Origin of the sequence: Mycoplasma imitans ATCC 51306, assembly GCF_000518305.1 — a bacterium.
Classification (GTDB): Bacteria; Bacillota_I; Bacilli_A; order Mycoplasmatales; family Mycoplasmoidaceae; genus Mycoplasmoides; species Mycoplasmoides imitans.
This window is the reverse complement of the sequence record NZ_KI912416.1, coordinates 51581-65189: the sequence shown is the minus strand read 5'-3', so window position 1 is coordinate 65189 and position 13609 is coordinate 51581. Positions and strand designations below refer to the sequence as shown.

Here is a 13609-nt window from a genome sequence, read left to right as displayed (position 1 = left end):
CCTTACCCAGCAGGATCAACCATCGCTTCAACCCCAATCTTCACGACATTAAAATTTGACCGTAATGATGATTATAAACGTGTTCAAGAAGGTCTAGATATTGCCAGAGCAAGAAGAAGTGAGCGCATTTTCCAAGGTAACTTCCAAGGTGATGGTGCTAAACCAATCTTCTGGGATTTTGCGGATGCTCCGATTATTATAAACCTTAAGAACTTAAACGTTCATGATGCAGAATTAAAACAAGTAAGACTATCAAGTAAGTTGATTCAAACTAATGATAGTGGTAACACATACGTAACTTACGATCTATCTGACTTTAACCACTCACAATGAACAGCTGCTATGCAGTACCAACCAAGTTATCAAAAACGATACATTAGCTTTGGTAGAGGAACTGAAATTGCTCAACCTCAAACATTAGTTCTTAGAGGTGATATCAGTACGTTAGAACGTGGAGGTTTAGATAACTTAGAATCATTCATTAAATACACAACCAACAGCGGTGCATTTAAGACAGTTATTGTTTCATCAGACTTCTTAGGAAAACAACTTCAACAAGCTGCTGCTTCACAAAACAACCCAATTACATATAGAGTTTTATCTGTTGATCAATTAAGCAAATACAACAAATTACAATTTGGCATTGATGATTCATTAAATGCTATTGGTGAACCTAAAAACAAAAGTACAATACAAAATCCATCTGGTACCAACTAGCCAGATTCAAAAATATAGGTTATAATAGTGAAATATAGGTGAGATTTATAGATTTATAGTTATTTTGATATGCTTGTTTAATTCAAACTATTAAAATGATCAGCTCTAAAAAAAGAAAAGTCATCAAACTAATATCGCTTGGCACAGCTTCTGTTGCGGTAAGTGCTGCTAGCACATTAGCGATTGTTTATTCGACATATAACAAAGATTCTCAAGCTAATTTGATTCCTAGATCTGATAGGGTCGAATTAGATGGAAACGCTTCTAATACGAACGATTCTCAGGCTTCGAATCGTGACTTTAATCTTGAAAATGCGCCTAAAGATCCGGAGAATAAACCAATTGTTGTTAATCCTCCAGAGAAAAAACCTGATCAAGACAAACAACCACCTAAACCTCAAAATGAATTGGCTGCTGATACCCAAATTCAATACGTTACATATCAAAAACAAGACTATAAACTAGATAAATTAACTCCGCAACAACCTAACGATCCAAGTAAACAGGTTTTAAGTGATGCTGACGCAATGAAACTTTTAGAAAAAACTAAAGCTTCATTGAATGCTGGTAGAGAAGCTCTTTTAGAAGCTATTGCTAAGGGGCCTGACGACACAGCTGCTCGTGATGCATTTAGACAAGCATCAGGTTATGCTGGTAATGAAGAATTCTTTAACGACATCTGAAAAAATTTATTTACCAAAACTTGAAATGGTATTAAGTTTATTGATTACTTGCTACAAGATGTAGAAAGTGCTCTAAACGATAATAATTTTCTTTTATCAGAATCTAAAGCTAACCGTATTTGAAGAATCAACATTAATATTAATCACTCAATTAACATTTCATTTGGTTACGAAAAGCAAAATGAAAACCCTGTTTTAAATTATTACAAGAAGGTAAATGAATATAAAGTTCTAGGTTCTCCCGACTATCCTTATAATCCAACTCCTGATGATATTATTAATGGTAGATTCCGTGGTTGGGACAAGACTGATGTATCAAATAGTTACTTTAATAACGAATACGGAATTGGCAATGATGATGGTATTACCGTATTCAAATATAGTCCAAATAATAAACAAGAAGATTACTACAAGGATAAAACTGATCTTAATATGTTCGTACTTGATGTTGATAACACATCAGGTTATGAAAAATTCATTAACTTTATTCAAAAAGTTTATGAAAAAGATCCAAACCACAAGATTGGTGTGACTCTTAAAAACGTTGGTAAGACTGATACAACAAGAAATGTTTATGACATCCTTAAAGCATTGCCTGATAATGTGGAAACACTTACAGTATTCTTAGAAGGTGCTGATACAACATCGCTGTTAGCTTTAGAAGACCGACATTTAAGAGAATTAAATCTATATACAACAGGGCAAGTTAACACCGATCTATGAGGTATTAACCCATTAGCATTAAAACACATTAACTTTATTCCTTCATTGTTGGCTTATAACGTTGGTGGATTTGACCCTTACCCAGCAGGATCAACCATCGCTTCAACCCCAATCTTCACGACATTAAAATTTGACCGTAATGATGATTATAAACGTGTTCAAGAAGGTCTTGATATTGCGTTTGATCGTAGAAACGAACGTATCTTCCAAGGTAACTTCCAAGGTGATGGTGCTAAACCAGTCTTCTGGGATTTTGCGGATGCTCCGATTATTAGAAACCTTAAGAACTTAAACGTTCATGATGCAGAATTAAGATATGTGAGATTATCAGATGATTTAGTTCAAACCGATAGTAACGGTAACACTTATGTAACTTATGATCTAAGCGAATTTAACCATTCACAATGAACCGCAGCAATGCGATACCGTGGTGCTCCTGGTGATAAGTTAGAAATTAGCTTTGGTCGTGGAACAGGCATTCAGCAACCTAACTCGCTAGTACTAAGAGGTGCTCAAAACACTCTTGAACACGAAGGTTTAAGCAACTTATTAACATTCGTTAAGTATGCGACAAATAGTGGTGCATTTAGAAACGTTTATGTTTCATCACAATATTTAGCTGATCAAATTAAAGCAGCAGCAGCTTCAGAACAAAACTATATTAATGTTAAGGTTCTACCTTTAGAAACATTAGACAAAAATCAATTAAAAGTGTTTGAAATTAATCCAAACGTTAACGCAATTGGTGAGCCAATTAAGAAAACTAGCTAGTTAGTATACTATTAACAAAAGCGATAATTTGGTTTATAATTATTTATATAGAAGTTGATATTTCAAGATTGACAGTTATTAATGAACTTAGGTTTGGTTTTTTAAATGATAAGTTCTAAAAAAAGAAAACTAATTAAAATAATTAGTTTATCTGCAGCATCAATAGTGATAGCCGGAAGTGCCACTTTTGGAATAGTATATTCAAATACTATTAGTAATAATACCGGCAGATTAATAGAAAGAAGTAACAAAGTTGAATTGGATGCGAATACGGCTGATAACAATCAGTATAATTCGAATCGTGATTTTAACACGCCAAAACAACCTAAACCAGAAGAAAAACCAAGTCAAGTTCTTCCGCCAGAAAGAAAACCTGATCCAACACCAAAGCCAGAACCTAAACCAACGCCTACCCCAACTCCTGAGCCATCAGGAATTCCTTACGCTAAAACCGACTACAATCTTGATTCGTCAACTCCAACTTTACCTTACGATCCAAGTGTACAAACAGTTTTTGGAGATAGGGTTGGGGCTTTAATAGCAGCCTCTAATAAACTTTTAAATACTATCAAAAATATTGTTAGTCAAGGTTTAAGTGCTAACACTGAAGAAAATAAAGAATTATTTAAAAAAACTGTAGGTTACAAAGGAAATGATGAATCCTTTGATCACTATTGAAATAATCTTTTTAAAGAAAGAAACGAACCAGGTAGAACTAAATATCGGTTCGAAGAATTACAAATTTCATTAAGTGTTGTAACTCCTACATTTATTGAAAGTGAAGCGAAAGCTAACCGTGTTTTACAAATCATGGTTCCTAACGTTTCAATAACATTTGGTTACCAAGACCCATCTGAAAACCCTCTTTTAAATTATTACATTAAAGCAAACGAAAAGAAACTTTTAGGTGTTCCTAACTGACGATATAATGAAAACCCAAGAGACATTTTAAAAGGTGATTACCGTGGTTGAACAAGAACAGATGATACGCAACAATTCATTAATGATCCTAAATATGGAATTACTGCTGAAGATGGTATTACTGTAAGACATTACACTCCTAATGAAAGAAATGATGATTACTACAAAAACAAGAGTGATGTTAAGGTCTTTGTATTAGATGTTGATAACACTTCAGGTTACAACAAGTTTATTGAATTCTTGAAGAAAGCCGCTGATACTACACCAAGTATTGGTGTTGTATTAACCAATGTTGGTAAAACAAATACTAATCGTGATGTTTATGACATCATTAAAGCGTTGCCTAACAACGTTAAGATGTTAACTGTTTTCTTTGAAAACTCTAATACAAGTTCATTATTAGCTTTAGAAAACCGCAGATTAGACGAACTTAATATTTATACAACAGGTACAGTTAATAGTAACCTATGAGGTATTAACCCATTAGCATTAAAACACACCAACTTTATTCCTTCAGCTAATAACTATAATGTTGGTGGATTTGATCCATATCCAGCAGGATCAACAATTCCATCAACACCTATCTTTGCGTCTTTAAGATTTGACCGTAACGATGACTTAGCTAGAGTTCAAGAAGGTATTGATATTGCGTTTAATAGAAGAAGCGAACGTATCTTTAATGGTGAATTCCAAGGTAAGGGTGGTAAACCAGTTATTTGAGACTTTGCTGACGATCCAATCATTCGTTCGTTTAAAGGATTAAACATTAGAGATGCTAACTTAAAAATCGTTAGATTATCTAGAGATTTAATTACTTCTGTCGATCAACGTGAAATAGTGGCTTACAACGTTTCAGAGTTTAACAACTCACAATGAACAAGCTTGATGTCATACCAACCTGAAATGGGTAAATACATTACCTTTGGTCGTGGCACAGAATTAAAACAACCTGATGATTTAGTATTACTAGGAACAGCAAGCGAATTACAAAGCTCTGGTGATTTAGCTACATTTATTAAGTATGCTAGATTAGGCGGATCATTTAAAACAATTTATGTAACTGATCCAGGATTACAATCGCTTGTGAGTGGAATGGCTTCAGGAGCTCAAGTAAAATTAGTTTCAGCTGATGATCTAGCCAAAAAAGGCATTAAACCTAAAATCTTTACAGTTGATAATAGTTTAAACCCAATTGGTGATTCAATCAATAAAAAATCTAACGTAAAAACATAAGATTAAAATTTAGAATAAAAAATCCGATTTATCGATTTCGATAAGTCGGATTTTATTTTCATATCTATTAATCAACTATTGATTTTGTCAAAACTTATTAAACGCGTCATTAAGTGCTTGAACTTTACAGCTTAATGATGATGGTCTGATTTTGTTATCAGCTAAATACTTATCTTTTCAATATAAATATCTTTCCTTAAATTTCTTTCAAGCTTCTGGGTCGTTTTGAACTAAATCAATGCGATGATTGATTTCTTTTAAACTTGTAGTTTTGGTTCAAACTTGGTTAATTCCATTTTTGTGTTCTTTTAGTACAAAAAAACCTTGACCATCAAATTTATAAATGTTGAAATCTAAAAAGAATTTATCATTGGGAAAATCACTATGAACAATATTAGCTACACTAAAACCGGTTGAAGTGTTATTAACAGTTGCTTTGTCTTGTTTAAAATGGTTTTTTAAAACATTTTCTAATGATTTCTTAATATCAGTTTTAAATTGATCATTTGAACGGTTTTTAAACGCAATTGCCGGTTTTAAAATCATTAAAATAAAATCAAAATCGAAATCAACATCAGGTTTACTACATGCTAATCTTTCTTTAGATTCAGCAATTACATCAATTTGAGTATCAATTGATTGTCTAGCTAAATCAATTTGTAATTGCTTCATAATTTCGTGTGCTAAATTAAAGCAACTTTCTATTAAGTTTTTATCAGATAAATATTTAAACATATTTTTGAATATTAAATGGATAACGATAAAAATAATGATCAATCTTCATTATTTAATATAAATAAAATAATTATTTTTACCTAGTTTTTTAGGAAAATAAATTATTAAAATAATTTAATTGAATAAAGTCAAAATATCTTTAACGTTTAACCAGCTTAAACTATTATCCGTTTCTTGGATTAGTTTTGATGCTAATTCTTTCTTGCGTTCTTGAATAGCCACTATTCTTTCTTCAATTGTGTTAGCAGCAATAATTCGATAAACCTGTAAGTGGTTTTTTTGCCCAATTCTGTGAGCGCGGTCAGTTGCTTGGTTTTGCAACGCTAAGTTTCATCATAGATCGTAATGAATTACGATTTCTGCACCAGTTAAGTTTAATCCTACACCACCAGCTTTTAATGAAGCAATAAACACAGCAGGTTCTTCTAGGTTATTAAACTCATTTACGTACTGAAGCCGTATCTCTTTTGGAGTATCACCAGTTAAAATAAAACACTTAATATTTTTTTGTTCAAGTTCTTTTTTAAATAAACTAATGATCCCTAGATACTGGCTAAACAATAAGGTCTTTTTATTGCTTTTTATCGCATTATTAATAATGTCCATAGCAGCCATAAATTTAACGTTTTCACCGTCAAATTTAGGATCAATTAGTTTTGGTGAACAACAAATTTGACGTAACTCATTTAAGAGTTTAGCCAACATAATTCCCAAGCCTTTTTTAGATTGATCTTTAGATTGAATAATCTGTAACACTTGTTCTTTAACTTCTTGTTCTCTCTTGCTATAAAAGTTAGCATGATCAGCAGATAAAGCAACCAACAAATCAGTTTGAGTCTTAGGTGGTAAATCCTTAAGAACTTTATCTTTGGTTCTTCTTAAAATAAATGGTGAAATCTTTTTCTTAAGACGAGCCAAGGCTTCTTCACTCATCTTTTCATCACGTTCAATATGACTTGTATAATTAATATTAAAATCTGAGATCGATCCTAAAAAACCCGGCAAAGCAAAGTCAAATATTGATCACAGTTCGGCTAAGCGGTTCTCAATTACAGTACCAGTTAAAGCAACTTTGTGAGCACCGTTAAGTGTCTTAATTTCTTTAGATAAAATCGTCGAAGCATTTTTAATGCTTTGAGCTTCATCTAATACAATGTAAGCATAATCTTTCTTAGCGTGATAAGCCCGATCCCTTTTAATTGCCGAATAAGTAGTTATTTCAACAAGATGATTTCTTGAATTGATAATCGCGCGGCGATTATCAACATTACCCGTAATTGTCGCCACTTCTAAATCAGGATCAAACTTTTTAAACTCACTAGACCAGTTTAATAATAACGAAGCTGGAGCAACAATCAAGCTTTGCTTAATATCATGTGGGTTATCTCTATAATATTGCGAGATAACTGAAATTGTTTGAATCGTTTTACCCAACCCCATATCATCAGCCATAATTCCACCAAAACCGAATTTTTGTAAGATCCTTAACCACTTATGACCTTCTTTTTGGTAAGGTCATAACAAACTATCAAACGGTGGGTTAATCTTTAATTCATCTTTAAAGGTGTTATTAAACAACGCATCAATTAATTCGACAATATTTTTATCAGCAATCTTTTTAAAATAATCGATGTATTGTTTAAAGGCGTTATACATATCTAATAAACGATATTTATTAAAAATAATCGTTTTAGAATTAACTTTCTTAACCCCATAGAAATCAAACTTAGATCAAAACTCTAAAAAAGGCAAGTTATCAGAATCTTTTAAACAATAATAACCTTCATTGGTAATAAATAGATCTTTAGATAGCAAGTAGTTAGCTACAATCGCTTTAATAAAATCAAAGTCGTAATTGAAGTTAGATAAAGTAATTTTAATCAGATCGTTTTGCGATTCGATCTTCTTAAAATCTCTAATATCAAATTTAAGTTTTAGTTCTTTAGTATATGATTCTAAAATCTTAATTTGGAACTGCTCATTTTTGTCAAAATGATTGGTTAATTCGCGCAATTCTTCTAGATCTTTTAGATCTAGATTATTCTTTTTAAGCTTGTTTAATAAATGCTTGCTAATGACTTTTTTAAAGAAAAAATCATACGTATTTTCTTCATATAAATGAAGACGTTTGTTTTTTAGTAATCTTTGATCTTCAAAGTAAACGATATTGTTTTCATTATCGCGTTTGTAGTTAAATACCAAGCTGGTAGTAACGACATTTTTCTTATCGTTAAAACCAATTATTAGCCCTGCCCTTGGTAAATAATCAACCAGTTTGGTAATCTTCTTTTGATCATCTAAATAGATGTTATCAAAGCCCATTTTGCTTAAATAAATGTAAAAATCTAAAAACCCTTTAGATGCTATTGATACTTTATTCAACAGTTCATGATTTATGTTGTTTTGATTTAAGATCTTGTTAAACGAGTTAATTACCAACTTGTTGTCCTTGCTTAGGTAATGACTTAAATAAGGAATTCATTTTTTATCAACATAGCTTTCAATATTAAATTTATAAAGATCGTTCTTTTCATTAACTAAAAAGATTCGATTCTCAGTTTTCTTAGAATTAATAATAAAATTACACTCATTAAAACAAGTGTTAATTTCATTAATTAGATCTTCGCCTAAATGATCTTTTTGATAAGACGGTTGATACTTAGCTAAGAATTCCTTAAATTTATCTAGATCGTTTAAAGCATACAACCCAAGGTTGCTAAACCTAAATTCGCTATGTAAATAAGATCCTTCAGATAAAAAGGTTTCTTCATCAAGATTATTAGTGTTAGATAAATAAACAACGTATCAAAACATGAAATAATCTTGGTAATTGAATGCATCGCTATCAATCTTTAATTTTAATAATTTAGCAGGTGTTTTGGCTTTTTCATAACAAACATAAAAGCATACTTCATCTGCATTCATTCAATTCTGTTTAAGTAAAAAATAATTTTCATTAACCAACTTAAACTTATATGAATCAACATTTAAGAAGATTGCTAATTTGGTGTTATTAAATGTTTTTCTAATTTTCTCAACACTAAAATATACTTTATTTTTGGGTTTTATTTTAGTTTGTTGAATCTTATTATTATTTAATAAAAGCTCTTGCTTTTTATTCTCTTGTTGTTCTTTATCAAACAACGCTTTAAGCTGAGTGTAAGCAGAATAAATTGTAGCTGCTACATAACGACAATATTTTAGTCGCGAAGGACAATTACATGAAATATCTAATAGTTTTTCATTGCTACCATCAACGGTTACTTTAGTTTTAACAACATTTGATTCGTCGTTGATGCGTGCACTTAAAACTAGTAGTTTATTATCTTGGTGGTATGTTAATTTAACAGTTCTACGGTTAACAAGGTTTTTACCCCGAACGAGTTCGCTATCCTGAAAATAGTAATCTAAGATCTTATTTAGCATTCAATCGTGGCGCTGAAAATATTAATATTTAAAATTATAACCAAGAAAAGTTAAAAGATAAAGAGCCCAAATGGGATTATCAAAGATAAAGGAAAAATAAAAATGGTTAAAAAGATATATTTAGCAGGTGGTTGTTTTTGGGGAGTGCAAGAGTATTTTAAGAGAACCAAAAAGATTATCGATTCTTCAGTAGGATATGCAAACTTTCGGCCTGAGTTTAGAAACCCAACCTACAAAGAGGTTTGTAGTGGAAAAACGGGGGCAGTAGAAGCGGTTGAGATTACTTATGATGATCAATTAATTAGCTTGGAAGAGATTGTAGATCTATTTTTAAAAGTGGTTGATCCAACTACTTTGAATTACCAAGCAAACGATCGAGGCACCCAATATCGCAGCGGTTTTTATTTTGTTAACGACGATGATGAAATTATCATCAAATCTAAGTTAGCCCAAGCTCAAGGTAGATATAGCAAACCAATCGTAACTGAAGTTATGAGATTGCAAAACTACTTTGAAGCCGAAGAATACCACCAAGATTATTTACAAAAAAATCCTGGTGGATATTGCCACATCAAGTTTGATTAAGCACTCTAATCAACATAAGATAATTTTGTTGTGATAAAATATTAGGGCGCAGATGTAGTTCAATGGTAGAACGAGACCTTGCCAAGGTTTAAACGCGAGTTCGATTCTCGTCATCTGCTCCATTAATAACTTAAACAACGAAGCGATTGCTAATTAAAAAAATTAGCAACACAAAAATTTGTATCAAGCACAGATACAAATCTTACAAGAGTGCGATCAAAAGCACTCTTTTTTATTTTGTTAATGGTCTAGTCTTAGTTTATTAAGGTATTTATTATGAGTAAAAATCAAAATGAGAATATTAAAGAAATAATTCAAGATTTGGTAAAAAAACTTACCAAATGAGAACATGAGTATTATGTATTATCAACCCCTTCAGTATCTGATGAAGTGTATGATAATACGTATCGAACTTTATTGGATTATGAAACTAAATATCCTCAATATGTTTTAAGTTATTCTCCAACTCAAAGGGTGGGGTCATCAATTAGCAATAAGTTCATTAAAGTTAAGCATGATTATTTAATGCTTTCATTAGGTAATTGTTTTAACTTAGAAGAGTTAGTTAACTTTAATGAAAATATTGCTAAAGTAAGTAAAAAAGAACAAAACCAATATGTGTTAGAACCTAAGATTGATGGATTATCAATCTCATTAATCTATATTGATGGAGTGTTAACTGAGGCGCTTACTAGAGGTGATGGTGTTGTTGGCGAAAGCGTGATTGCTAACATTAAAACGATTAAAACGATTCCTTTAAAAATTGATACTGATATCAAAAAGATCGTTATCCGTGGAGAGGTTTATGTAAGTAATCAAGATTTTGAAGCAATTAATGCTTCAAGAGATGAAGATAAGAAGTTTGCTAATTCCAGAAACTACGCGTCGGGAAGTTTAAGAAATATTGATGTAAGCGAAGTTGCTAAGCGTAAGCTTAATGCATTCTTTTATTATGTTCCCAATGCTTATGAAGTTGGATTTAAAACCCAATATGAAGTGATTGAGCAACTTAAAAAATGAGGTTTTAATGTTGCTAAAGAGATCAAGTTGTTTAATAATATCAACGATCTTTATCAAAATATTAAACAACTTGAACAAAACAAAAATAAATTGGATTATCGAATCGATGGAGCTGTTATTAAATATAACAACTTCAAGGATTATGAAACAATCGGTTACACCTCTAAGTTTCCCAAATGAGCAATCGCATACAAGTTTGCGCCTACTCAGGTGCAAACCCAATTAAAAGATATTATCCTTAACGTTGGTCGAACTGGCAAATTAACTTTTGTTGCACAACTAGCCCCCATTGAATTAGAAGGATCGATTATCACTTATGCAACCTTACATAACTTAGAATATATCAACGACCTAGATATCAGAATTGATGATTACGTATATTTAATTAAGGCTGCTGAAATCATCCCTAAGGTGATTGGTGTAAATCTAGACAAACGACCGAATAATGCTAAAAAACTTCAGTTTGACTACAACTGTCCAAGTTGTCATCAACCTCTAGTAAAAAAACCTGAAGAGGTTGATTGATATTGTATTTATGATCAATGTAAACAAAAGCAATTGCAATATCTAATCTATTATTGTTCTAAATCAATAATGAACATTGAAGGTTTGAGTGAAAGCACTTTAGCTTTATTCTTTAATACTAAAGTTAATGATGTTATTAGAGAATGTAATGAGTTGATCACCAATCAAAATGTTAGTGAAGATCTTAGTTTATTTAAGTTATTAGATAATGAAGAACAAACGTTTGTTAATAGCATTTTAGATATTTATCAATTAGAACGATACAAAGAGATTATTATCAAACCTTGGCTTAAGAAGGGGTTTTCTAAATCATCTTTAAAATATAACTTTAGATTTCAAGAGAAATCATTTGATAAATTAATTAACAGTATTAATGAATCTAAAAACCGAGAGTTATATCGGTTGTTCGCTGCACTTAATATTAAATATATTGGAATAGCAACAGCCAAGTCGATTGCTAATACATATCACGATATTGATCAACTTAAAAGCTTAACTGTTGAAGATTACATGCGGTTAGCTGATATTAGCAGTATAACTGCTAATTCACTATTTAGTTTTTTCTCAGATGAAAAAAATTGGGAATTAATTGAACAATTAAAAGCTTTATCAATTAACACTAAAGATGAGATTAATAATGATTTAGTTGATAGCTCATCTATCTACTATGATAAAAAGTTTGTAATCACTGGTTCTTTTAGTATCTCACGGAACGACATTATTAAAAAACTATCTTTAAAATACAAAATTAAGTTTGTAAGTGGTGTGTCTAAAAATGTTGATTTTGTTTTAGCGGGTAACAGTCCAACAGCTAAAAAAATTAACCAAGCCAAAGAATTAAATATTCCGATCATTCAAGAAGAAATCTGGAACAAATAGAATATCGATAAAAATACGAGATATATGATCATTTTGTTCAAAAATGGTCAACCAAATTTTTTAGTATAATAAGCCTTATAAAAAAAAACACTTATGAGATGGAAGAAAAGAAGTTATTAGTTTTATCATTGGCAACAATACCGTTAATGGGTACATTAACGTCTTGTTTTAATCCTAATAACGAAAAAGGAAAGGATTCTCAACAGATAAAACAATACGACCCAGAACTTGCTTTACAAACTAATATTGTTAAAGCACAAGATGATGCTGATATCGACGTATATTTTTCATCATGAGGGGTTCAACCGTTTTATAACCTTTTAAGATTAGCTATGCTATCTAACAAGGAAGTTCACTTTATCTTAATGCCTTTTCATGAGTTCCAAAGAAACATTAATGTTGATGCATTAACCAATTTCTTAAAAAACGATCGTGTTATAGATCAAACTAATGAAGAGGCGATTCGTGCTAATTCAAGTGTGATCGTAGCTGATCAAGATGATGAACGATATGATAACAGTATTGTTACTACATATGTAACAGATTTAGTTGAAAAAAATCCTGATAAAATGATCGCATCTAATTCAGATCATATGCGCAACCAAATTCATATTCTTCAATTAGTGCGTAACAATGATAATGTTACATATAACGGTATTGAGGATTCAAACGCATTACCCCAATTCATTGCGGATAAATGAATACCTGACTTAATGGATATTTATTACACGCCTAGAACTAACACTTGAAGAGATCTGCTTTCTCCAACTCGTCATTCTCAATACATCTTGCCAACAAACAATCCAAGAATTAAAATTTACTTTTCAAGTCATACTTATATCAGAAAACTTGAAAGCTATGGATTAAAAAATATCTATAATTTCTTTCCAGATGGAGATAATGAACAAGAAGAGATTAAAGATTTTATTTTTTCTCAAAGAGATAAAAATAAAAAACGATTATTCTCACAATGAACGTTAATTACCAACATTAATTGAGAAGACGCTCGAAATCAAGTTAATGCTGATAAAGCAGCTAATAACAAGCAAAGTTTAATCCTATTAGGTTCTGGTTTACCTAGTGATGATCAAAACTATATTACATATATCGCGGCTAAATATTCGGATAAATATAATATTTATTACAAAGCTGACCCAGGACATAACTGGATAGCTTCGTGAGTGGAAGATAACTTCGTATAAAAACATAATACGTTAAGTTATCGTGATTATTCAGATAATACGACCAAGACGTACACCTTACCAGATAATAATATTGTCCGTCCGTTAGAGACCCAAATTCAATCTGAAGAGTTTACCACTTACCATGCTTTAGAAGAAAACGGTTCAAGATTTGATAAATGAGCTTCAGTTGATATCACTTCAAGCGCG

Annotated in this window: 8 protein-coding genes and 1 tRNA gene; 7 read left to right on the top strand and 2 right to left on the bottom strand. The window is 31.2% G+C overall.

What is annotated here, in order from left to right; all coding sequences use genetic code 4:
• The 3 genes from P690_RS04555 to P690_RS0102825 form a co-directional block, all read left to right on the top strand.
• Window positions 1–717 (top strand): putative immunoglobulin-blocking virulence protein (locus tag P690_RS04555; protein ID WP_036459643.1); only part of this gene is annotated, 717 nt, incomplete at its 5' end.
• Window positions 718–812: 95 nt separating this feature from the next.
• Window positions 813–2894 carry a putative immunoglobulin-blocking virulence protein gene (locus P690_RS0102830; RefSeq protein ID WP_027122254.1) on the top strand — a complete coding sequence of 694 codons (2082 nt, stop codon included), beginning with the start codon at window positions 813–815 and terminating at the stop codon, window positions 2892–2894.
• Between the two features lie 105 nt (window positions 2895–2999).
• A complete protein-coding gene (locus tag P690_RS0102825; RefSeq protein ID WP_027122253.1) occupies window positions 3000–5048 on the top strand; it encodes a putative immunoglobulin-blocking virulence protein in 2049 nt (682 codons plus the stop codon).
• 75 nt (window positions 5049–5123) lie between these two features.
• On the opposite strand, the gene P690_RS0102820 is transcribed toward P690_RS0102825, so the two are convergent.
• The gene (locus P690_RS0102820) at window positions 5124–5783 is read right to left on the bottom strand and encodes a hypothetical protein (RefSeq protein ID WP_245576690.1); all 660 of its coding nucleotides are present in this window, start codon (window positions 5781–5783) and stop codon (window positions 5124–5126) included.
• A 114-nt stretch (window positions 5784–5897) separates the two neighbouring features.
• Complete coding sequence (locus P690_RS0102815) at window positions 5898–9209, bottom strand: DEAD/DEAH box helicase (protein ID WP_027122251.1); 3312 nt, start codon at window positions 9207–9209, stop codon at window positions 5898–5900.
• A gap of 102 nt (window positions 9210–9311) precedes the next feature.
• Here P690_RS0102815 and msrA point away from each other — a divergent pair, with 102 nt between their 5' ends.
• The 4 genes from msrA (at window position 9312) to P690_RS04550 (ending at window position 13420) form a co-directional block, all read left to right on the top strand.
• On the top strand, window positions 9312–9794 hold the full coding sequence (gene msrA, locus P690_RS0102810; protein WP_027122250.1) for a peptide-methionine (S)-S-oxide reductase MsrA: 483 nt from the start codon (window positions 9312–9314) through the stop codon (window positions 9792–9794).
• 48 nt (window positions 9795–9842) lie between these two features.
• A tRNA-Gly gene (locus tag P690_RS0102805) sits at window positions 9843–9916 on the top strand.
• A gap of 154 nt (window positions 9917–10070) precedes the next feature.
• Complete coding sequence (gene ligA, locus P690_RS0102800) at window positions 10071–12218, top strand: NAD-dependent DNA ligase LigA (RefSeq protein WP_027122249.1); 2148 nt, start codon at window positions 10071–10073, stop codon at window positions 12216–12218.
• A 98-nt stretch (window positions 12219–12316) separates the two neighbouring features.
• Window positions 12317–13420: a hypothetical protein gene (locus P690_RS04550; RefSeq protein ID WP_245576689.1), complete on the top strand. Its 1104-nt coding sequence runs from the start codon at window positions 12317–12319 to the stop codon at window positions 13418–13420.
• Window positions 13421–13609 lie beyond the last annotated feature (189 nt).